This is a genomic window from Bacillus sp. FAU18 (assembly GCF_056033885.1).
The window spans coordinates 361,429-384,111 of the sequence record NZ_JBVYHZ010000003.1 but is presented as its reverse complement, the minus strand read 5'-3'; the positions used below and the strand labels follow the sequence as shown (position 1 = coordinate 384,111).

Annotated in this window: 20 protein-coding genes and 1 pseudogene; 6 read left to right on the top strand and 15 right to left on the bottom strand. The window is 44.7% G+C overall.

Features of this window, described 5'->3' with window-relative positions; all coding sequences use genetic code 11:
• Nucleotides 1-49: 49 nt before the first annotated feature.
• Nucleotides 50-477 (bottom strand): annotated as a pseudogene (locus tag AC0OMU_RS02225) (N-acetyltransferase family protein).
• 427 nt (nt 478-904) lie between these two features.
• Here AC0OMU_RS02225 and aprE point away from each other — a divergent pair.
• On the top strand, nt 905-2,050 hold the full coding sequence (gene aprE / locus AC0OMU_RS02220; protein ID WP_046340224.1) for a subtilisin AprE: 1,146 nt from the start codon (nt 905-907) through the stop codon (nt 2,048-2,050).
• A 38-nt stretch (nt 2,051-2,088) separates the two neighbouring features.
• On the opposite strand, the gene AC0OMU_RS02215 is transcribed toward aprE, so the two are convergent.
• Nucleotides 2,089-3,369 carry a M48 family metallopeptidase gene (locus AC0OMU_RS02215; RefSeq protein WP_015383266.1) on the bottom strand — a complete coding sequence of 427 codons (1,281 nt, stop codon included), beginning with the start codon at nt 3,367-3,369 and terminating at the stop codon, nt 2,089-2,091.
• Between the two features lie 148 nt (nt 3,370-3,517).
• Between AC0OMU_RS02215 and AC0OMU_RS02210 the strand changes: the two genes are divergently transcribed.
• On the top strand, nt 3,518-3,913 hold the full coding sequence (locus AC0OMU_RS02210; protein WP_041517778.1) for a YhfM domain-containing protein: 396 nt from the start codon (nt 3,518-3,520) through the stop codon (nt 3,911-3,913).
• A 38-nt stretch (nt 3,914-3,951) separates the two neighbouring features.
• Here the strand turns inward: AC0OMU_RS02210 and lcfB are convergent, their stop codons facing one another.
• The 4 genes from lcfB to AC0OMU_RS02190 all read right to left on the bottom strand — a co-directional run bounded on the left by lcfB (nt 3,952) and on the right by AC0OMU_RS02190 (nt 8,062).
• Nucleotides 3,952-5,493 (bottom strand): long-chain-fatty-acid--CoA ligase LcfB, encoded by a 1,542-nt coding sequence (gene lcfB, locus AC0OMU_RS02205; RefSeq protein ID WP_046340223.1) that lies wholly within the window; start codon nt 5,491-5,493, stop codon nt 3,952-3,954.
• Between the two features lie 117 nt (nt 5,494-5,610).
• The gene (locus AC0OMU_RS02200; RefSeq protein WP_474240874.1) at nt 5,611-6,255 is read right to left on the bottom strand and encodes an SDR family oxidoreductase; all 645 of its coding nucleotides are present in this window, start codon (nt 6,253-6,255) and stop codon (nt 5,611-5,613) included.
• A gap of 64 nt (nt 6,256-6,319) precedes the next feature.
• On the bottom strand, nt 6,320-7,315 hold the full coding sequence (lplJ, locus tag AC0OMU_RS02195; RefSeq protein ID WP_014479356.1) for a lipoate--protein ligase LplJ: 996 nt from the start codon (nt 7,313-7,315) through the stop codon (nt 6,320-6,322).
• A 12-nt stretch (nt 7,316-7,327) separates the two neighbouring features.
• Nucleotides 7,328-8,062, bottom strand: coding sequence for an MBL fold metallo-hydrolase (locus AC0OMU_RS02190; RefSeq protein ID WP_015383262.1), 735 nt, complete (start codon nt 8,060-8,062; stop codon nt 7,328-7,330).
• Between the two features lie 157 nt (nt 8,063-8,219).
• Between AC0OMU_RS02190 and yhfH the strand changes: the two genes are divergently transcribed.
• Nucleotides 8,220-8,354, top strand: coding sequence for a protein YhfH (gene yhfH, locus AC0OMU_RS02185; RefSeq protein ID WP_003244802.1), 135 nt, complete (start codon nt 8,220-8,222; stop codon nt 8,352-8,354).
• A 270-nt stretch (nt 8,355-8,624) separates the two neighbouring features.
• A complete protein-coding gene (gene gltT, locus AC0OMU_RS02180; RefSeq protein WP_003245579.1) occupies nt 8,625-9,914 on the top strand; it encodes a glutamate/proton symporter GltT in 1,290 nt (429 codons plus the stop codon).
• A gap of 36 nt (nt 9,915-9,950) precedes the next feature.
• Here the strand turns inward: gltT and AC0OMU_RS02175 are convergent, their stop codons facing one another.
• Both AC0OMU_RS02175 and AC0OMU_RS02170 read right to left on the bottom strand, forming a co-directional pair.
• The gene (locus AC0OMU_RS02175; protein ID WP_047182373.1) at nt 9,951-10,358 is read right to left on the bottom strand and encodes an ASCH domain-containing protein; all 408 of its coding nucleotides are present in this window, start codon (nt 10,356-10,358) and stop codon (nt 9,951-9,953) included.
• Nucleotides 10,359-10,370: 12 nt separating this feature from the next.
• A complete protein-coding gene (locus tag AC0OMU_RS02170; RefSeq protein ID WP_474221961.1) occupies nt 10,371-11,411 on the bottom strand; it encodes a M42 family metallopeptidase in 1,041 nt (346 codons plus the stop codon).
• A gap of 137 nt (nt 11,412-11,548) precedes the next feature.
• Between AC0OMU_RS02170 and AC0OMU_RS02165 the strand changes: the two genes are divergently transcribed.
• Entirely contained in the window at nt 11,549-11,743 is a 195-nt protein-coding gene (locus AC0OMU_RS02165) for a hypothetical protein (RefSeq protein ID WP_041517777.1), read from the top strand.
• 83 nt (nt 11,744-11,826) lie between these two features.
• On the opposite strand, the gene AC0OMU_RS02160 is transcribed toward AC0OMU_RS02165, so the two are convergent.
• Entirely contained in the window at nt 11,827-12,603 is a 777-nt protein-coding gene (locus tag AC0OMU_RS02160) for a YhfC family intramembrane metalloprotease (RefSeq protein ID WP_227057349.1), read from the bottom strand.
• Nucleotides 12,604-12,733: 130 nt separating this feature from the next.
• Here AC0OMU_RS02160 and fabHB point away from each other — a divergent pair, with 130 nt between their 5' ends.
• Entirely contained in the window at nt 12,734-13,711 is a 978-nt protein-coding gene (fabHB, locus tag AC0OMU_RS02155) for a beta-ketoacyl-ACP synthase III FabHB (RefSeq protein ID WP_003233200.1), read from the top strand.
• 41 nt (nt 13,712-13,752) lie between these two features.
• Here fabHB and AC0OMU_RS02150 read toward each other — a convergent pair whose 3' ends face one another.
• The 6 genes from AC0OMU_RS02150 to AC0OMU_RS02125 all read right to left on the bottom strand — a co-directional run bounded on the left by AC0OMU_RS02150 (nt 13,753) and on the right by AC0OMU_RS02125 (nt 22,630).
• The gene (locus AC0OMU_RS02150) at nt 13,753-16,080 is read right to left on the bottom strand and encodes a YhgE/Pip family protein (RefSeq protein ID WP_474240873.1); all 2,328 of its coding nucleotides are present in this window, start codon (nt 16,078-16,080) and stop codon (nt 13,753-13,755) included.
• A 70-nt stretch (nt 16,081-16,150) separates the two neighbouring features.
• Nucleotides 16,151-16,726 carry a TetR/AcrR family transcriptional regulator gene (locus tag AC0OMU_RS02145; protein WP_014479348.1) on the bottom strand — a complete coding sequence of 192 codons (576 nt, stop codon included), beginning with the start codon at nt 16,724-16,726 and terminating at the stop codon, nt 16,151-16,153.
• Nucleotides 16,727-16,871: 145 nt separating this feature from the next.
• Complete coding sequence (hemY, locus tag AC0OMU_RS02140) at nt 16,872-18,284, bottom strand: protoporphyrinogen oxidase (protein ID WP_015483036.1); 1,413 nt, start codon at nt 18,282-18,284, stop codon at nt 16,872-16,874.
• A 14-nt stretch (nt 18,285-18,298) separates the two neighbouring features.
• Complete coding sequence (gene hemH / locus AC0OMU_RS02135) at nt 18,299-19,231, bottom strand: ferrochelatase (RefSeq protein ID WP_014663414.1); 933 nt, start codon at nt 19,229-19,231, stop codon at nt 18,299-18,301.
• Nucleotides 19,232-19,302: 71 nt separating this feature from the next.
• Entirely contained in the window at nt 19,303-20,364 is a 1,062-nt protein-coding gene (gene hemE, locus AC0OMU_RS02130; protein WP_015483035.1) for a uroporphyrinogen decarboxylase, read from the bottom strand.
• Between the two features lie 121 nt (nt 20,365-20,485).
• Nucleotides 20,486-22,630 (bottom strand): transglycosylase domain-containing protein, encoded by a 2,145-nt coding sequence (locus tag AC0OMU_RS02125; RefSeq protein ID WP_015383251.1) that lies wholly within the window; start codon nt 22,628-22,630, stop codon nt 20,486-20,488.
• Nucleotides 22,631-22,683: the final 53 nt, after the last annotated feature.

Below are 22,683 nucleotides of genomic sequence, written 5' to 3'. Positions count from 1 at the left end.
TATCGTAACCGAAGAACGTTCAAAAAACCAAATCATCAAGCCGCCATTTTCACTTCGCCGGCACATTGAGACGATAATGGACAAATGCGGTATCCTCTTCATAGCCGTTTTGCTCATACAAGCTTCTTGCCTTCCGGTTGTGGTGCTCAGTCTGAAGTGCTAAACATTTTGCCCCCCTGCATAAAGCAGCCGGCCACCGGCTCCCTTTGTACGCGCCTGAGGAACGACAAATAAGTCATTTAATATGTAGATCCTTTTCATTGACACAGAAGAAAACGTTGGATAGAGCTGGGTAAAGCCTATGAATTCTCCATTTTCTTCTGCTATCAAAATAACAGACTCGTGATTTTCCAAACGAGCTTTCAAAAAAGCCTCTGCCCCTTGCAAATCAGATGCCTGTCTATAAAATTCCCGATATTGGTTAAACAACGGCGCAATGGCGGCCACATCTGATGTCTTTGCTTGGCGAATGTTCATCTCATTTCTTCCTCCCTCTTCTATCCCTAATAGAATTTTCTGTAAAGTTTATTTTCCAGAATACTTTTATCATCATGCATTGAAAAAATATCACGATAATATCCATTGTTCTCACGGAAACACATGCAGGTCATTTGAACGAATTTTTTCGACAGGATTTTGCCGGGACTCAGGAGCATTTAACCTAAAAAAGCATGACATTTCAGCATAATGAACATTTACTCATGTCTATTTTCGTTCTTTTCTGTACGAAAGTAGTTATTTCGAGTCTCTACGGAAATAGCGAGAGATGATATACCTAAATAGAGATAAAATCATCTCAAAAAAATGGGTCTACTAAAATATTATTCCATCTATTACAATAAATTCACAGAATAGTCTTTTAAGTAAGTCTACTCTGAATTTTTTTAAAAGGAGAGGGTAAAGAGTGAGAAGCAAAAAATTGTGGATCAGCTTGTTGTTTGCGTTAACGTTAATCTTTACGATGGCGTTCAGCAACATGTCTGCGCAGGCTGCCGGAAAAAGCAGTACAGAAAAGAAATACATTGTTGGATTTAAACAGACAATGAGTGCCATGAGTTCCGCCAAGAAAAAGGATGTTATTTCTGAAAAAGGCGGAAAGGTTCAAAAGCAGTTTAAGTATGTTAACGCAGCCGCAGCAACATTGGATGAAAAAGCTGTAAAAGAATTGAAACAAGATCCGAGCGTTGCATATGTGGAAGAAGATCATATTGCACATGAATATGCGCAATCTGTTCCTTACGGCATTTCTCAAATTAAAGCGCCGGCTCTTCACTCTCAAGGCTACACAGGCTCTAACGTAAAAGTAGCTGTTATCGACAGCGGAATTGACTCTTCTCATCCTGACTTAAACGTCAGAGGCGGAGCAAGCTTCGTACCTTCTGAAACAAACCCATACCAGGACGGCAGTTCTCACGGCACACACGTAGCCGGTACGATTGCCGCTCTTAATAACACAATCGGTGTTCTGGGCGTAGCGCCAAACGCATCGTTATATGCAGTAAAAGTTCTTGACTCAACAGGAAGCGGCCAATACAGCTGGATTATTAACGGCATTGAGTGGGCTATTTCCAACAATATGGATGTTATCAACATGAGCCTTGGCGGACCTTCTGGATCTACAGCTCTGAAAACAGTCGTTGATAAAGCAGTTTCCAGCGGTATCGTCGTTGCTGCCGCTGCCGGAAACGAAGGTTCATCGGGCAGCACAAGCACAGTCGGCTACCCTGCAAAATATCCTTCTACCATTGCGGTAGGTGCGGTAAACAGCAGCAACCAAAGAGCTTCATTCTCAAGCGCAGGTTCTGAGCTTGATGTAATGGCTCCTGGCGTGTCCATCCAAAGCACACTTCCTGGAGGCACTTACGGTGCTTACAACGGAACGTCAATGGCGACTCCTCACGTTGCCGGAGCAGCAGCGCTAATTCTTTCTAAGCATCCGACTTGGACAAACGCGCAAGTCCGTGATCGTTTAGAAAGCACTGCAACATATCTTGGAAACTCTTTCTACTATGGAAAAGGGTTAATCAACGTACAAGCAGCTGCACAATAATAGTAAAAAGAAGCAGGTTCCTCCATACCTGCTTCTTTTTATTTGTCAGCATCCTGATGTTCCGACGCATTCTCTTCTTTCTCCGCATGTTGAATCCGTTCCATGATCGACGGATGGCTGCCTCTGAAAATCTTCACAAGCACCGGAGGATCAACCTGGCTCAGCCCCGTCACGGCCAAATCCTGAAACGTTTTAACAGCGGCTTCTCTGTTCTCTGTCAACTCGATCCCATACTGGTCAGCCTTATTCTCCTGATAACGCGAGACAGCATTAGAAAAAGGCGTCACCGCAAAGCTCAAAACAGAAAACAAAAGCAATAACAGCGGAAGTGCCGCAAGATCATGCCGCCCTTCTAAATGAAACATGCTGCGGGTTAGGCGAACCGTCCGCTTGTAAAGCTTATCAATGACATAAAATCCAGCGAGCGACACGAGCAAATAGCCGGCCAGTCCGATATAGACGTGCTTCATGACATAATGGCCCATTTCATGGCCCATAATAAACAGAATTTCTGAATCGTCAAGTTTGTTCAGCGTCGTATCCCACAATACAATCCGTTTGTTGGCCCCAATTCCTGTAACATAGGCATTCAGCGCATTTGTTTTTTCTGACATGTTCACTTCATATACATGATCAGCCGGAATATTGGCTTCATCTGCCAGCTCTAAAATTTTGCTTTCAAGCTCTTTGTTTTTCAGCGGATAAAAATCATTGTATAAAGGATCGATAATGACCGGCTGAATAAAAAACAGAAAAAGCGAAAACGGCACTGTTAACAGCCAGGCGTATAACCACCATTTTTTTTCATGCCTTTTGATCAGCCAATAAAAAACGAGAATGCAAAGCGCAAAGATTGGAAAGCTGATCCAAAAGCTGATAACCTGATCCTTAGCCCAGCTGGCCGTTGTCTGTGTGGAAATGTTATAGTCAAGCGATACTTGATAGCCTATCCAATCTAAAGGCAGCGTCACCAATGTTGTAATCAGCAAAAGCACAAAGACAAAACCAACGGTCTGCAAAAACCGAAAAGACACGGCCGCTTCCATCCATTTCTTGATTTTCTTTGAAACACCGCTGACCAGCAGAACAAAAAACAGAAACCAATCAAGTGGTACCCCGATAAAAAATAAAAAATTCTTGACATTCGAATACTGCTCGGCCACTGCCAACTCAGACGGCTTCATGAAAGAAGCCGGATCAGCCTGCGTCCCTTTCACGGCTTCCGGTATTGCGGAATCACCCGACAGGAAAAAATACCAATAAAAAAACAGCCCGTACAGCACGTAAGCAAGTCCTGCTGCCGCAATCCACTTGCGCATAACGCCTCACTCCTCACATCAACCCGTTACTTCTATTCTAATCATAAATTCAAATTCTTAGAACCAAGCTGTGTTCCGCACTTTTCCATCCTTTTAAGCATGGAAAGCCTGATCGCTGGGAAAACTAACAATGTTTGGAGTGATGCAAATGAAAAAAATAGTGGCAGCCATCGTGGTAATCGGTCTTGTGTTTATAGCATTTTTCTATCTTTACAGCCGATCAGGCGATGTGTATCAATCGGTAGACGCGGATTTGATCACACTGTCTTCAAGCGGCCAGGAAGATATCGAGATTGAAAAAAGACAGCACGTCAAAGATATGCTGGATATTATGAATCAGGGAAAACAGGTGAAGACAGAAAAAACATCAGCCCCTGATTACGAAGGGTCAATCAAGTTTCATAAAGACCGGTATGACTCATTCAGACTATGGATTGACGGCAGCCAGCAAGCCGTTTTTTTGAAGGATGGCACATACTACAAATTAAGCAAAAATGATACAAAGGCGCTGCTAAATATTATTAAAAAAGAAGCAAAGGATTGAAAATGAAAAAGCGAAGCTAACCGCTTCGCTTTTTCATTTTATTGGGGCAAAATATCTCTCAGTGCCCGTCTGAGCATTTTCCCCGTCGCATTTTTCGGAATATCGTCAAGAAACGTAATGGCGGCAGGCCGCTTGTATTTTGCCAGATGCTTTTCACAGTGCTTCATGATGTCCTCTTCTGTTACCCCAGAGCGTTTCGGCACCACATATCCCTTTACCGCTTCCCCGCTTTGGGGGTCCGGCACGCCGATGACAACCGCCTCCTTGACGTCCGGATGGCTGTACAGCACCTCCTCCACCTCCCGCGGATACACATTGTATCCTCCTACAATGATCATGTCTTTTTTCCGGTCAACAATGTAAAAATAGCCGTCCTCATCCCGTCTTGCCAAGTCCCCCGTATAAAGCCAGCCGTCTTTTAAGGCATGCTCTGTTTCCATCGGCATTTTATAATAGCCCTTCATCACATTGGGGCCTTTCACGATCAATTCGCCGACCTGGTGAGCAGGCAGCTCGCGTCCGAGCGGATCTACGACCTTGTTTTCGACATGTAAGATACTTGTCCCTATGGAGCCCGGCTTTCTGCCCCTGTCAAACGGGTTAAAGCACGTGACGGGTGATGCTTCCGAGAGCCCGTAGCCTTCCAAAATGGTAACACCGAATTTTTCTTCAAACGCCGTCAGCAACGCGACTGGCATGGCCGCGCCTCCCGAAATGCACAGCCGGATGGAAGAAAAATCATCTTTCTTTCCGTTTTCATGCTGAAACAAGTAATTATACATCGTAGGTACACCGGCAAAAATGGTCGCCTGCTGCTGCTTAACAAGCTTAAAAACAGATGCCGGACTGAATTGAGGCTCAATCAAGACAGTTGCGCCGCTCATCAGCGGTGCATTCATGCAGACGGTTAAACAAAACACGTGAAACATGGGAAGAGCGCAGACCACATTGTCCCTCTCATCCATTCCCAAATAGCCTGCGACATCGTTGGCATTGCTGTACAAATTCTGATGAGTCAGCATCGCGCCTTTCGGTTTTCCAGTCGTTCCTGACGTATATAAAATAACCGCGGTATCATCAGGGACAGGTTCTTGGTTTTGTTTAACGGCAGATGTCGGCCGCAATATTTTTGCAAACGTTGTCATTTTCATCCTGACCTCTGGGTCCGCAGCTTCCGGCTCGGCCTCTCCCGTCTGGCATAAAATGACGAGCTCAACCTTTGGCAGCGATTCATGCATGCTCTCATAAAGCGGCAAAAGCTGGCTAACGCCCACGATCGCCTTTACATCACCATTTGTCAGCATATAACCAATTTCTGTCGGCGTGTACAACGGATTGATGGGAACAACCACGATCCCAGCTTTTAAAGCGCCAAAAAACGCGATGATAAAATCAGGCGAATTGCCAAGCAGCAAAGCTAGATGGTCCCCTTTCTCCATACCGGCTTCCTGAAGGCCGTCCGCAAATCGCTGAATATGTTCATTCAGCTCTTGATACGTCATCTTGTGATCTTTAAACCTGCATGCGATGCTGTCGGGCTTCTCAGATGCTGTTTCTTCCAATTTTGAAACAAGATTCATTCTCCCACCCCTTAAAGTGAATGAATAGTCATTCATTATTGAAGCCAAGCTTTCTCCTCCATTATAGAGAAACAGAAAAAAACACTCAAGAGCAAAAAGCCCTGAGTGTCAGTACTGTCATAGTTTCTTCAATGCTTCGGCAATCGGCGTATCTCCTTCTGTCAGATCAAAGGCCCGATTTTCCGTATTCTTCTCATCTAAAGAGGCAATGACCGTTTTTGCAACGTCATCACGGGAAATAAATCCCCGCTCCAGATCCTTCGCTGCTGAAACAGTTCCCGTTCCAGGCTCATTGCGAAGGCCTCCCGGACGGATAATCGTATAGGTTAAACCGCTCGCTACCAGAATTTTATCAGCATAATGCTTGGCCACATAATAAGGTTTGAGTGCCTCATTCCAATTTTCACGGTGATGGGCTTGCAGGGCGCTGACCATAATAAACCGTTTGATTCCGGCAATGTCCGCAGCTTCAATGGCTTTTGCCGCTCCATCAAGATCCACCAGCAGCGTTTTATCATAGCCTGTGCTGCCGCCGGAACCGGCTGTGAAAATGATCGCGTCACAGCCTTTTGCCGCAGCGGCGATTTCTTCCGGACTGCCCTCCAGATTCGCAAGCACAGCTTCTGCACCGGCAGCTTCAAGAGACGCTTTCTGTTCTTCTTTTCTGACCATCGCTCTGATGGAATGATCAGGATTATCTTGGAATAAAGAGACGAGTCTTTGCCCGATTTGTCCGTTCGCTCCGATTAAAAACACTTTCATGTGAATCCCTCCTGCCTCCATTATTTCAAAAACACAACCGCTCTTTCAAACGATGTGTTTTGCCTTAATAAATCAGATCAAGGAAATCCTCTTTCGTAATGTTCCCAAAGTAATGCTTGAGATTCACACCTTCGAGCACATCAGCGATGACGCTGCGTTCGTATTGTTTTCCGACCAGCAGGTTTTCAATTTCAGATACATCACCGACACCAAAGAAATCTCCGAAGATTTTGCAGTCCTCGATTTTGCCTTTCTTGACTTCCAGGCGCAAATCGATCGATCCAACCGGATAACGCTTCGAATGATTAAGGTTAAATTTCGGCGAGCGGCCGTAGTTCCAATCCCAATTCTGATAGCGCTCTTTCGAAATTTGATGAATGGTCTCCCAATCTTTTTCCGTCAGCTTATACTCCGGCACGTTTCCAATGTCGTTTGTGTTAAAAATATGGCGAAGCAAATGGCTGCGGAATTCTTCGGTGGTCATTTTATCATCGAGAAACTCACTGATGTTTGCCACTCGGCTTCTGATCGATTTGATGCCTTTTGATTCAATTTTATCCTTTTTCACCTTTAATGCTGATACAACATGATCAATGGCTGAATCAAACATGAGGGTGCCGTGGCTGAAAATACGGCCTTTCGTTGCAAACTGAGCGTTTCCGGATATTTTCCGGCCATCTACTACAATGTCGTTCCGGCCGCTTAATTCGGCTTCAACCCCAAGCTGATGTAACGCCTGAATCACCGGCTCAGTGAATTTTTTAAAGTTATGAAAGCTGTCCCCGTCATCCTTGGTAATAAAGCTGAAGTTCAAGTTCCCCAGATCATGGTACACAGCGCCCCCGCCTGATAAACGGCGGACGACGATAATCCCGTTTTCCTCAACATATTTTGTATTGATTTCTTCTATTGTATTTTGGTTTTTCCCAATGATAATAGACGGTTGATTCACATAAAAGAGCAAATATTGCTGTTCAGGGTCTAAATGCTTGACACAGTACTCCTCGATAGCAAGATTGATCCGCGGATCATTGATATTTTGATTGTCTATAAATAACATGGTGCTCCTCCTTTATCCTTCCCACACAAAACCTGATTTCGCAATATTCACTTCTCCGTTAAAAACGGTTTTCGCTTCTTTGCGAAGGTTGTCATGCACGCCAAAATGCGGCAAATGTGTCAGCAGCAGTTCTCCCGCTCCCGCTTCTTTTGCAATGCGCCCGGCTTCCAGGCTGTTCATATGGCCTGCACTTGTTCCGTCTTGATCGGCATAAAAATTGCATTCCGAGATCAATAAATCAGCATCTTTCGAAAACGGTATAAATGAATCCTGATAGCTGGAATCAGCAGTATAAACGACAGTGTGGCTGCCGTCAGTAATCCGCATGGCATAGCACGTCACCGGGTGAATCGTTTTTAAAAAGGTGATCGTAAACGGACCGGCAGTCAGCGGCTGATCCGGCTGATAGGCGATCCCTTTTGTATGTGTTTTATATGTAAGCTTTTGAAACTGTTCTATATCAGCATCATGTGCGTAAATCGGAAGCGTATGCTCTCCTTTGCCGAGAAACGAACCGACTTGCTTGGCAAATTGAAGCGGCCCGATATCAGCGATATGGTCATGGTGATAATGAGACAGAACGACCGCATCCAGCTTTTCCGCCGGCACATATCCGAACAGCTTAGACAATACGGCACTGCCGCAATCAACAAGCAGAGAGTAATCACCTGATTGAAACAAATAGCCTGACGTCGCTTCATTTGCGGCCGGAAAACCGCCATAGCATCCGATAACTGTAACTTTCATAATGTCCTCCTATCTTTTCAAAAAAATTGATCCTCCTTCAATATACCCATTTTTCTTAAAAAAAGCATGTTTTAAACATTGTATCAAAACAGTTATTGATTTTTTCAATCTGTTATATTACAATGAAATCACTACAAAGGTGAAAGAGGGATTGGTTATGCTGGGGAAAATCACAGAATTTTTTAGAAACCTGCCTTCGAAAAAGTGTGCGGAATGCGGAAAAAAGATAGAAGAGCAGCATGAGTGCTATGGTAATATCTGCAATGACTGTATAAAAGTAAACGATTTGTAATGAGCGAAAATCCCGCGCCTTACGCGTGGGATTTTCTTATTTTTTCACATATCTCTTAATTTTGAAATAATAGTCAGGTTAGGTCAAAGCTCACCTGTTTTTAGATAATTCTGGTGATTATCATAATGTCATTGAATATTCTTTATTTTCGAAATATAATTTACTATAGACGAATTGATTTCTTATCTATTATAATTTGATCTAATAGTGAGATTAAATATATGTCTATTCATGATATATGTTGATACTTTGTTTTTTGGGAGGTAATCTATGAAAAGAATTAAGTTTGGATTAGCCACACAAATATTCGTTGGACTTATTCTAGGTGTCATTGTTGGCGTCATTTGGTATGGCAACCCAGCATTGCCTACTTACCTGCAGCCAATCGGGGATCTCTTTTTACGCTTAATCAAAATGATAGTGATTCCTATTGTTGTCTCCAGCTTAATCATCGGTGTAGCCGGTGCAGGAAATGGAAAGCAAGTCGGTAAATTAGGCTTCAGAACGATTCTGTACTTCGAGATCATCACGACTTTTGCCATTATTCTCGGACTAGCCCTTGCAAACATCTTCCATCCGGGTACAGGAGTTAATATACACGAAGCTCAAAAATCGGACATCAGTCAATATGTTGAAACTGAAAAAGAACAAAGTAATAAATCAGTGGCGGAAACGTTCCTCCATATTGTGCCGACAAACTTCTTCCAGTCATTGGTCGAAGGGGATCTTCTAGCCATCATCTGCTTTACAGTACTATTTGCATTGGGTATTTCCGCGATCGGTGAAAGAGGCAAGCCTGTATTAGCCTTTTTTGAAGGTGTATCCCATGCCATGTTCCACGTTGTAAACCTTGTGATGAAAGTGGCGCCATTCGGCGTTTTCGCTCTTATCGGAGTGACTGTGTCTAAATTCGGACTCGGTTCTCTTATCTCTCTCGGAAAGCTCGTCGGATTGGTTTATGTCGCGCTTGCTTTCTTCTTAATTGTTATTTTCGGGATTGTCGCAAAAATTGCCGGCATCAGCATCTTCAAGTTCCTTGCTTACATGAAGGACGAAATCTTACTGGCGTTCAGTACGTCCAGCTCTGAAACGGTTCTTCCGCGCATTATGGAAAAAATGGAGAAAATCGGATGTCCGAAAGGCATTGTTTCCTTTGTTATTCCGATCGGTTACACGTTTAACTTAGACGGTTCCGTTCTCTATCAATCTATTGCCGCACTCTTTTTAGCACAGGTATATGGCATTGATTTGACGATTTGGCACCAAATTACGCTTGTGCTCGTCTTAATGGTGACATCTAAAGGGATGGCTGCCGTGCCTGGTACTTCTTTTGTTGTCTTGCTTGCAACGCTTGGCACCATCGGCGTTCCGGCTGAAGGACTTGCCTTTATTGCCGGCGTAGACCGCATCATGGATATGGCACGTACAGTTGTCAACCTGACTGGTAACGCGCTTGCTGCCGTTGTGATGTCTAAATGGGAAGGCATGTTTAATCCTGCGAAAGCAGAAACTGTTATGTCCCAATCGAAAACAGAACAAAACGCAACCATTTCTGGTTAATGAAAAGCCTGCGGGGTTCTTGCCCCGCAGGTTTTTTTAATCTTTAACAAGCACAAACAGTTCTGTAATCAAAACAGTATCCTCATTCAGCTCCAGTTCACCGCTTTTGATCAGTTCCGCCCATGCCATCTGATGATCCTCTTGAAACTCCTCAATTCGGTCTCCATTGCCCTCTCCTTTGACTAACCTCATATCAGGCGCACCAAAGGTGGTTTCAAAGACATCTGTTACTTTTATATTGCATCTTGGATTGTCATGTTTATCATAAACGGTAACAAGCTGACCCGCTGTTTGATAAACGTCCCTCAATTCATCTTTTGAATACAATGATTTCGGCGCACACGTGGCGGTTTTTTCTCCGGCAAGGATCTGCTGAATCAGCTGTTCTCCCAACCCGTCATCACCTTCCCAGCCGAATGTGCTTTTCAGCTTATAAATCTTCATTGGTCCTCCCCCTTATACCATTGGTGACTGTACATAGTAATACAGAAGCTTAGCGGTATGGCGAAGAGATGATTTATGGGTGCGTTCAAATGCATGGGAAGCATCAATTCCCGGCCCTATGAGGCCATGTACAATATCATGCCCGGATTTGATCGCTGCTGACGCATCAGACCCGTAGTACGGATATATATCAAGCTTATAGTCAATATGATGCTTCTCGGCTAATTGAACTAAATGCTTTCTGAGCTGATAATGATACGGCCCGCTCGCATCCTTCACACAGATTGATACTGAATATTCATCAGTCGCCTGCCCGTCACCGATAGCCCCCATATCAACCGCCAAATATTCAACTGTTTCAGGAGGAATATTCGAATTTCCGCCGTAACCGATTTCTTCATTATTGGAAATAAGAAAATGGGTTGTATACGGCAGCTCAATGTCTTCTGTTTGAATTTGATGAATTAAGCGGAGCAATAAGGCGACGCTTGCTTTGTCATCCAAATGGCGCGATTTAATAAATCCGCTTGATGTGATCTCGACACGTGGATCAAACGACACAAAGTCTCCGACGCCAACGCCAAGCTCCTCCGTATCTTTCCGGCAGTGAACAGGTTCATCTAGGCGGATCTCCATATTCTCTTGATTCCGCTCAGCCTTTCCCGCGTCTTTGTATACGTGCACAGACGTTTGATGCATTAAAATTGTGCCTGTGTACGTTTTTCCCGAGGCGGTTTCAATTTGGCAATACTCCCCCTCAATCGAGTTGTAGCGAAACCCGCCGATTAAGTCGATTTTCAGCCGGCCGTCCGCTTTAATCTCCTTCACCATAGCGCCGAGGGTGTCAACGTGCGCTGTCAGCATACGATGCCGGGATGTGTCGCGTCCTGGAAGCGTTGCAATTAAGCCGCCCTTGTGGTTCCGAACCGTTTCTACCTTCCATTCTTTTAAAAGGCTTTCAATATAATTGATCACCTCATATGTATTTCCTGTCGGGCTTGGGATCGATACAAGTTCTTTAATGAGCTCCATCGTTTTACGTACGGACGTCATAGGGCATTCCTCCTTTTATTTTCTACTTAAAATATACTCTTTTCCCGAGGGACCCGTCCAATCTTTTCCTATCAATCTCTCATATGCTGTAGAGAGCATGGGAAGAGGAGGGATATCTATGTGCTGTCGTCATTCACATGAACAGAAATGTCGTTGTCACGATTGGTTCGATGATTTTTGGTTCTTTGACGAGTGGTTCGATAAAGATTTCCACGACCATTGCAAGAAAAAGAAAGAATGCCATGACCCTTGCGAGAAGAAGAAGAAAAAGAAACACCATTGTTTCTCTTGTAAAAAACACAGACATTCTTGCTGTCATTGCTAAAGACTGAATCAGAAATATTCTGATGACCCATGCTTAATGAATATTTCCATTCACATTTTTCCAAGCGGGCATTGCTGCTGCTTGGACCTTTTATTGAAACACCCTTTTTGCTTTTACAATCCAATAAACTGATAAAGCCGCTATAAGAGCAACAATGATTTCAACAGCAGCAGCATGCTCTATGATTCCTCTCTGATATAAAACCGCCGGTACATTAAACAGTGCATGTAAAAGAATAGAATACAACAAAAACAGCGGCCGGCGGCTTTTAACCGCGTACAAAACAAGCAGAGACAGCCCAATTTGGACGGCAATGGCACTGATTCTTTCTATTCCGCCCAGCATCCATTCATACGAAGGAGTATGCAGCAGCTGCTCCTGTATCGGCAAAAGCGCCTGTTTGACGTCGCCATTGACCAAAAGCTGTTCAAACGTCCCGCTATTGATTGCAAATGCGTATACAATAAGTGAGATAGAGGACAAGCCTGTAATCAGGATGGCTTCAAGCCCGCCATGGCCTGCCCCGAAAGCCAGACCATCCGCCCAGGTATGATGGCGCTTCATAAAAAATCGCATCATCATATACCTTCCGCACTCCTCAAAAATTCCGGCCATCAAGCAGCCGTAAATGCCATACCATAATGGATGTTGCATCGCTTCTTTCGTCATTTCATTCACTTGCAGTACATAAACATGAACGCCGCCTTCCAGCAGCTGAGCGAAGACAAGAAACGTGAGAGCGCCAATAAAAAACACTTTAAGCGAGGCGCCATACTTTCGCTTAAACCATACAATCAGCCCGATTGGCAACAGAAATGCAATAGCCCCGGATAATGCCAAAAAGACTACTGCTTCTTGACTGACCATTTTTCAGCCTCCTTTTTCTTTTTCATAGATTCCCTATTCTACACTTCTCTTTTTTTGTAAAAAAACCTTCTTTTTTTAGTACCAGATACTAATATCTAGTGTTATAATCTGACCATAAGGAGTGATTCATATGTCAAAAGCAAAAATTACAGCTATCGGCACCTATGCGCCGAGCAGACGCTTAACCAATGCAGATTTAGAAAAGATCGTTGATACCTCTGATGAATGGATCGTTCAGCGCACAGGAATGAGAGAACGCCGGATTGCGGATGAACATCAATTTACCTCTGATTTATGCATAGAAGCTGTGAAGAATCTCAAGAGCCGTTATAAAGGAACACTTGATGATGTCGATATGATCCTCGTTGCCACAACCACATCCGATTACGCCTTTCCGAGTACGGCATGCCGCGTACAGGAATATTTCGGCTGGGAAAGCACCGGCGCGCTGGATATTAATGCGACATGCGCCGGGCTGACTTACGGCCTCCATTTGGCAAATGGATTGATCACATCTGGCCTTCATCAAAAAATTCTCGTGATCGCCGGAGAGACGTTATCAAAGGTAACGGATTATACCGATCGAACGACATGCGTTCTGTTCGGCGATGCCGCGGGTGCGCTGTTAGTGGAACGAGATGAAGAGACGCCGGGATTTCTTGCGTCTGTACAAGGAACAAGCGGGAACGGCGGCGATATTTTGTATCGTGCCGGACTGCGAAATGAAATAAACGGTGTGCAGCTTGTCGGTTCTGGAAAAATGGTGCAAAACGGACGCGAGGTATATAAATGGGCCGCACGAACCGTCCCTGGCGAATTTGAACGGCTTTTACATAAAGCAGGACTCAGCTCTGATGATCTCGATTGGTTTGTTCCTCACAGCGCCAACTTGCGCATGATCGAGTCAATTTGTGAAAAAACACCGTTCCCGATTGAAAAAACGCTCACTAGTGTTGAGCACTACGGAAACACGTCTTCGGTTTCAATTGTTTTGGCGCTCGATCTCGCAGTGAAAGCCGGGAAGCTGAAAAAAGATCAAATCGTTTTGCTTTTCGGGTTTGGCGGCGGATTAACCTATACAGGATTGCTTATTAAATGGGGAATGTAACAAAAAAAGAACTTGTTTCCAAGGAAACAAGTTCTTTTTCTTTATGAAGCCGGCTGTTCTTCTGATGATTCTTCCTTCCGGCTTAACATTGTAAAGTAAGTAATGCTTAGTGCAATCATGACGAGGGCGATGCCGATTAAGACGCCGGCCATCTGCCACATGTAGCCAAAGTCACCGTTTGAAATGACTGCTCTGAATCCGTTAATGCTGTAGGTCATCGGCAATGCACCATGGATGACCTGATAGAAATTCGGAAGCAATTCCAGCGGGAAGGTTCCTCCGCTCGCTCCCAGCTGCAGCACTAAAATAATGACTGCGATAAATCGTCCCGGGTTGCCCATCGTTGTAGCCAAAAATTGAATTATCGCCAGGAAAGCTAGACTCGTAATGATCGTAAACACGTAAAATCTCCACGTGCTCTCTACCTCGAGACCAATTCCCAATAGAAGAACCGTCGCCACAATCAATGATTGAATGATTCCTACAAGCATCATGACATTGAATTTGCTGAAGAACCACTCAAAACCGTTTCTCGGACGTCCTGACGCTTCCTTCAGCGGGAAGACAACCGTCAGCATGATGCCGCCGACATATAAGCCCATTGACAGGATATAAGGTGTCAGCCCTGTACCGTAGTTAGGAACGGAATGAATGGCATCATCTTTGGTTTTAACCGGATCTGCAAACATGCCATATGTTTGATCATCAGCATCGATATCTCCTGTTTGGTCAGCCGCATCCTTCAGCTTACTAGACAGCTCTCCTGTGCCGTCCAATAGCTTGCCTAAACCTGTATCAAGTGATGCAGATCCGTCTGCAAGTTTTGATGATCCGCTTTGGACCTGTTTAGACCCGTCTAACAGCTTAAACAATCCGCCGGATACTTGGCTGCTTCCTGTCACCAATTGCTCTGAGCCCGCTTTTGCTTTTGCGAATTGCTTATTATATTCACCGATGCCCGCTGTCAGTTTATTTTGGTTTTCTGTCAGCTGCTGTGAACCATTGTATATCTTCTCAGATCCAGCAGTTAATTTGTCAATCGCATCTTGAGTGGCTTTTGCGCCGTTATAAAGCTTAGCGGTAGCTTCCGGCAATGCCTTCACCTGGGCAACCTCCGCTTTCACATCTTCCAATGAGCTTTTTATCGTTGCGATGTCAGGCAGCTGATCAGCTGAAGGAAGCCCACTTAAAATTTCATCAAAATCAGGCGCATCAACTTTCGGAAGCTGCTTTTCAACAGAGCTGATCAACTGGCTTTTTTGCTCCGCTGTTAAGAAATCACTCGAATTGATGAGATTTTTGAATGCCTGATCACGGTTTTTTAAGCTGTTTTCAAAGTCAGACAGCTGTTTTTTAAATTCCTTCATCGCAGTTTCTGACTTTTCCAGGTTGTTCACAGCTGTTTCAAGCTGTGTTAAATCGAGCGCATTTATGAGTTTTTCCGCTTTTGCTGCTTTTTCCGACTCTTCTTGCGCTTTACTGTTGAGCTGATCCAGCCCGTTTGTCAGATTAGGCAAGCCCTGCTGCACCTTTTGAAGGCCGGCATTCAGTTCATTCAGTTTGCCCGTTATCTTGCCAGATCCTGTTGCAAGCTGACCAGATTTATCATAAATCTGGTTGCTGCTGTCCTGGAATTTCCCAAGCGAGCTGTCAAGTGATTGGATGCCGCTCGTCACCTGAGCCGCTCCATCTGCAAGCTGCGCTGTTTTGTCACTGATGGTAGCGGTGCTTTCCTTCAGCTTCGCCAGATTTTCTTTCAGCTGGGCGCTTCCGTTTTTCGCATCCTTTGTGCCGTCATCAATTTTTTTCGCGCCGCTGCTCGCGTCGCTCAAACCTTTTGCGATATCTTTAAAGTTATCAAAAATAACTTTCGTATATTGCTCGGTCACTTCTTTTGAAACAGAGGCTTTCAGTTTATCAATTGCTTTTTCGCCGATCGTTGCCCCTACATAGTTGGACCCTGCATTTGTATGGTATTTCAGATCCAATTTTTTCGGATTTTTGTCTAATACAGTGCTGGCATTCTTAGAAAAATCCTCAGGAATCTCGACAACTAAATAATATTTTTGATTCAATAAGTCCTTTAACGATTGGTCGAGATCATTGGAAAAATGCCAATCAAAGTTTTTATTATCCTTTAATTCCTTGACCAGATCATCACCGATTTGAAGTTTTTCTCCTTCATACGTTGCTCCCTTGTCTTGGTTGACGACAACGACAGGCAGCTGGTCAACTGTGCCGTACGGGTCCCAATAAGCCTTTAAGAATACGCCGCTGTAAATAAGCGGGACAAACAAAATGGCAATGATGGGAATCAATAATTTTTTACTTGTTACGATGTCTTTCCACTGACTTCGTATTGTGTTCATCCTGATGCCTCCATTCTAAAACTGACTCATCATGAAAAATGGTCATTTTCTTGCAAAGAGAAAGGATTATCTAGTTCGCTGACAATCCTTTGACAACATACAATTCAAGCAGTCCCGCAATTGTCTCTTTATCAAGCGGGGGGTGTTGTTTTTCCCAGTCAAAAATGAGCGCGATATAAAGCTTCAGCATCACAAAGGCTGTCAGCTCAGGGTCGCACGGCTTGATTGCGCCGCTTTTGATCCCGTCTTCAATCTTACTTTTGATATAAGACAGTATGGCTCGCTCCATTTTCTGGATCACTTCCTGAACAGCCATTGTACCAATCTCGGCATTCTCTTGGAAAATTTTAATCGTCAGCTGATGTGTTTTCCTGAACTCCAGAATGGCAAACAGCGCTCTGTGCACATTTTCATGGAACGGAAGGTTCGGCTCCATCGCTTCATCCGCTTTTTGCTTCATTTCCTTTAATAAAGTAGTGAAAATCTCGTCAAACAGCTCTTCTTTGTTTTTGAAAAAAGTATAAATGGTTCCCTTCCCCACGTTCGCAAGTTTTGCGACAAGATCCATTGTCGTCGCTTTATACCCGAACTGCGTGAAAGACTTTGTAGCCGCCTCCAAAATGAGCTTTTTTCGATCTATTGACATTGTATTCACCTCGAAACTGACCGTTTGAACATTTTAGTCATTAAGTACATATGCAAATGTATCATAACCTTCCGTTCAATTCAATCATTTTTTTACACAATATTGCCATTGCACATCAAAAAACCTCCGCGATATAGCGGAGGTTTTAGCTGAATAAATAGGTAAGCGCGTCAGACACGGCAGCTTTTCCTTGATCAATGCAGTCGGGAATGCCGACACCTTCGAAAGAAGCGCCTGTCATATAAACACCCGGATACGCAGATGCAAGTGCTTCACGCAGCTCCTTGATACGCTGCTTATGGCCGACATGGTACTGCGGCATGCTTTCATGCCATCGGGTGACACATGTCATTTCCGGCTCGCCGTTTATGTTCATGACTTTCTTTAAGTCTTCTAACACAATGTTGATAATGTCATTATCTGATAGATCGACAATGGATTCGTCTCCGGCTTTTCCGACATATGCCCGAAGCAGCGTTTTGCCTTCCGGCGCTGCGTGCGGCCATTTTTTATTCGTCCACGTACAGGCTGTGATCGCAAAGTCACTGTTTCTTGAAATGACAAAACCCGTGCCCTCATGCTCCATTTGGACGGAGCCTTCAGGGAAACCTAAAGCGACGTTTGCCACGGATGTGGAGTGCATATTTTTCAAATGAGAAATGGCAGGAAGCTCAGAAAGCATTCCCGCAGCCGCTTTATGCGGAGCAGTCACAATTACTGAATCAGCATCAAGTGTGACGCCGTTATCAAGTTCGAGCGAATAGCCAGAGCCGCTATGGCTGAGTTTGGTCACTTTTGTGCCTTTATACACCTTCGCCAGCTTTAACTGCTTTTCGATCTCTTCTACAAGGGTCTGCAAACCGGTTGACAGAGTCTGGAACTGCCCTTGTTTTTTTGCCGTCAGCTGCTGGCCTGAGCCTTGAGGTCTTGTTTTTTTCATGCCGAGAATCAGGCTTCTATGCTTTTGTTCCGTCTGGTAAAATTGCGGGAATGTCGACATCAGGCTAAGCTTGTCAATGTCGCCTGCGTAGATTCCTGATAGAAGCGGCTCGATTAAGTTCTCGACCACTTCATCTCCGACACGTCTGCGGAAGAATTCTCCCAATGACTGATCATCCTTTGTTTTGCTTGCAGGCAGGATGAAATCCATAGCAGCTCTCGCCTTCCCGGACAAGGAAAACAGACCCGTAGAAACAAACGGCGCAATTTTTGTCGGTATCCCCATTACAGCGCCCTTCGGCATTGGATGCAGGGTGCGGTTTACAAGCACATAGGATTGTCCAGTCGCATTGTTGACAAGCAAATGCTCAAGACCTAAGTCTTTAACAAGCTGCGGGGCGCTTTTCTTTCGTTCCAGAAATGAGTCTGGCCCTCTTTCGATGATATAGCCGTCTTTCTTGACAGTCTGGATTTTCCCGCCGACTCTCGGACTTGCCTCAACAAGTGTCAGCTCAAGCGGCAGATTCTTTTCTTTGATTTCTTTTTCCATATAGAAGGCGGCGGCTAAACCGGTAATGCCGCCGCCGATGATGACTACATGTTTTTTGCCGTCACTCATGTTCATCGCCTTCTTTAACGTCCTAATTTTTTTAATACGACTGTTGCCAAAGCATCAATAAATTCAGGCTTGGCATTTGGCATTTCCGGCCGGTAATAGCTTGCGCCGATATCGTCAGTAACCACTTTGCATTCATAATCATTATCATAAAGCACTTCTAAGTGATCCGCGACAAATCCAACAGGAACATATACAAATGCTTGATAGCCTTTTTGTTCGAATAAATCACGTGTTAAATCCTGAACATCGGGTCCGAGCCAAGGATCAGGCGTGTTCCCTTCACTTTGCCAGCCGACAGCATATTCGGAAACGCCTGCGCCTTCAGCAATCAATTTCGCCGATTCATGCAGCTGGTCCGGGTACGGGTCTCCAAATTCTTTGATTTTTTCTGGCAGGCTGTGTGCGGATACGATAAGCATTGCGTTTTCTCTTTCATCCTCAGGCATTGACGCATATGTTTCCTTCACTCGGTCAACCCAATATGTCACGAACTTCGGTTCATCGTACCAGCTTTCAACTGACGTAATCGTTAAGCCGCCGAGTTTTTCAGCCTCTTCTTTGGCACGTTTGTTGTAGGACTGAACGCTGAACGTGGAGAAATGCGGCGCCAGCACGATGCTGACTGCTTCTGTAATGCCATCCTTATGCATCTCTGCTACGGCGTCTTCAATAAACGGCTCGATATGCTTCAGTCCGATATACGCTTTAAATGTAATCTCATCCTGAATTTCATTCAAGTGCTGTTCCAGATTATGCGCCTGCTCTTCTGTGATTTTGGCAAGCGGTGAAATGCCGCCAATCGCTTCGTATCTGTCTTTCAAATCTTGAAGCATTTCAGGTTCAGGCTTTCTGCCTCTTCTGATATGTGTATAATAACGTTCAATATCTTCTTCCTTATAAGGCGTGCCGTACGCCATCACGAGAAGCCCCATTTTCTTTCTACTCACTGTTTACACCCTCTTTAATGATCTGATACAAACATTTTGACAGGATATCATTAAGATACCAAAAGATATGCTTAGGAATATTGACCCATTTTTTTATTTTGTGAATATTCATGGACAAATGCTGTCAGTTTTTTCAAAACCTCGGGACTGACGTCAGGAAATACCCCATGGCCAAGATTGAAAATGAAGCCGTCTGATTTCATACCCTGATCAAGTATTTCCTTTGTTTTCTTCTCAATGACTTCCCATGGCGCAAGCAAAATGGACGGGTCCAGGTTGCCCTGCACTGTTTTAGTAATTCCTTTTGATCTGGCTTCATCAATGCCGAGTCTCCAGTCAAGCCCGACAACATCGAGAGGTAGGTCATGCCAATCACCTGCAAGATGGCTTGCGCCAACGCCAAACATGATCAGCGGCACATTCTCCTTTGCGAGCTCTGAAAAAATCCGGTTCATTACGGGTTTGATGTATGTTCTGTAATCTGCCTGATTCAATGCGCCGACCCACGAATCAAAGATTTGAATCGCTTTTGCGCCTGCCTCAATCTGCGCTTTCACGTACACGATGATCATGTCGGCAAGCTTGGACATCAGCAGATTCCATGCATCCGGCATGCTGTACATGAAGGCTTTTGTTTTATTGTAGTTTTTCGACGGGCCGCCTTCGATCATATAGCTTGCAAGCGTAAAAGGCGCACCTGAGAAACCGATGAGCGGGACGTTCAGCTGCTCATTGACAAGCAGTTTAATTGTCTCAAGCACGTACGGCACGTCCTGTTTCGGATCAATTTGGCCGAGTTTTTCAATGTCCGCCAGAGACCGGATTGGCTGATCAATCACAGGACCGATCCCGTTTTTGATTTCAACATCCACACCGATTGACGGCAGCGGCGTCATGATATCTTTATAAAGGATTGCAGCATCGACTCCGTATTGCTCAACCGGCAGTCTTGTGACATACGCACAAAGTTCGGGCTGATGGGTGATCTCAAACAATCCGTACTTTTCCTTCAGCTTGCGGTATTCCGGCTGTGAGCGCCCTGCTTGCCTCATATACCACACAGGCGTGTGATCCGCTTTTTCTCCCCGCGCAGCTTTTAAAAACGTCTCGTTAAACGTTTCTCGTTTACTCATCTGATTTCCACCTTTCATACGGCAACCATACGTTCGTATTTCTTGACTTATTACACTATACCTTGTTTTAGGCAAATGGTATAGAAATGTAGCTCAAAGTTCAAAAAATCGCCGAATTCCATTAAGAGGAAAACAATTTTGGCTGAACGTAATCGGTTCCTTCCCCTTCTCTTTTTGTCTGTGTATTATAAGGCACAATTTTATAAGACGCGCCCGAAAATAAGTTGGCATAAGGAATTTCATAGCTTCCCTTCCCTTCAACCGAATCAAGAAGCGTCTCCTTGCCGTCTTTGTTTACATAAATTCTGTATACGGCCCGATCATCCTCTTGAGCGTCCCACTTTAATTCAATAGTAAAGAGCCCCGCTGCTTTAAATGTGTAATCGGCTGTGAGTGTTTTGACCGGCTTCAGCTCAATCGGGCTTTCCAGTTCTTTAACGTTTTTAGGCTTTGTGAACACATGACCGGTTTCTCCTGCCTGTGTCAAAATATCCTTAAACAGCCGCGTCGGGTATGAGCTCCCGGCTTTCAAATAATGGCTTTGATCCGTTTTGTCATAGCCCATCCAGACTGCCCCGGTTATTTTCGGCGTATAGCCTGCAAACCAGGCGTCCTTTGTCGCGCCGGAGACGCCTGTATAAGATGTAGAACCTGTTTTTCCCGCCAGGTCCCCGTGATAGGTGCCGGACGTGGCCGTTCCCTTTTTGACTACCTGCTGCAGCATTCTCGTCATATTCCAAGACGTCTGCTTGCTGAAAACCCGCTTTCCTTCCTCTTTATGATCGGCTATTGTTTCTCCGTCTTCATCTATTATGCTCGAGATAAAGAAGGGTTCCGTATACGTTCCATTCGCGGCAAATGTATGAAACGCGCCGGCAAGCTGGAGCGGCGAAACGCCTTTTTCCAAGCCGCCTAGAGCAAGAGCAAGGCCTTCATCAGGGATATCAATGCCATTTGCTTTCAAATAAGATTTTCCTGTTTCGACGCCGATCTCATTCAGCGTCCAGACAGCCGGCGCGTTTTTGCTGTACGTAATGGCGTCAGACATAGTGACTTCGCCCTCATACCGGCTGTCGTAGTTTTTCGGCGTATAATCTCCGTAGGACTGCAACTCATCCTTCAATAGAGAATATGGCTTAAATTTCTTTTCCTGCATCGCCGGTCCGTATACGGCAAGCGGCTTAAATGTGGAACCCGGCTGGCGGACAGCTGTGACACGGTTATATCCTTTGGATGTGTAATCCCTTCCGCCGATGGCCGCTTCTACACCGCCTGTCTTGTTATTAATAAAGACCGCGCTTCCCTCAGCATTCTGATCTGTTCCGGGATAATAGCTTCCCTCTTTCATCACCTGGTAAGCCGTCTTCTGCAGCTTCGAATCGAGCGGCACCTTGATCGTGTATCCGCCTTGAAGAAGCTGCTCTCCGGAAATGGAATACTTGTCTTCCGCCTCTTTGATCACAAGGTCAATGTAGCTGTCAAACCAAGGTGTTTCCGACTGTTTCTTCACGTGCAGTCCAAGCGTTCGGCCCTGTGCGGTGACAGCCTCTTTCGCACTGATATAGCCTTGGTCATTCATCATACCTAGAATTGTATCACGCCGCTCCTTATTTTTATCAGGGTGCAAAATCGGAGAGTACGTAGAAGGCGCCTTCGGAATAGCGGCCAAAACAGCGCCTTCAGATACAGTCAAATCTTTTACTTCTTTATTAAAATAATAGTGGGACGCCGCTTGTATGCCGTAGACCCCGTGTCCGAAGTAAAGCTGGTTCAAATACATTTCAAGCAGCTTGTCCTTGCTGTAATCCCGTTCAAGATTGATCGCAATGATCACTTCTTTTGTTTTTCTTAGAAATGTTTTGTCATGTGTCAGAAAAATATTTTTGGCAAGCTGCTGGGTGATCGTGCTTCCGCCTTCCACCTTTCCGCCTGCTAATATATCGCGATACACTGCCCTTCCGACAGATTTTGCATCAATGCCGTGATGCTCATAGAACCTTTTATCCTCAACAGCGATAAACGCTTCTCTGACCTGCTTTGGAATCTCATTGATCGAGACCGGCTCGCGATTTTCTGTATACAGGCTTGCAACCTCATCTCCGTTTTGATCAACAATTTTTGAAGAAGCATGAAGAATAAGCTTTTTTTCATCTATGACATAATGGCCGAGAAAAATAATTGAAATATATCCTATTAAAGCGAGAAAAGCAGTTAACACTAAAATAATGATAGGTATAAAAAGTTTCTTTTTCTTTATCTTAAACATGAACTCACCTCGCCTTTCTAAAGGTAGTATGGGAAAAATTGTTTGGAATTATG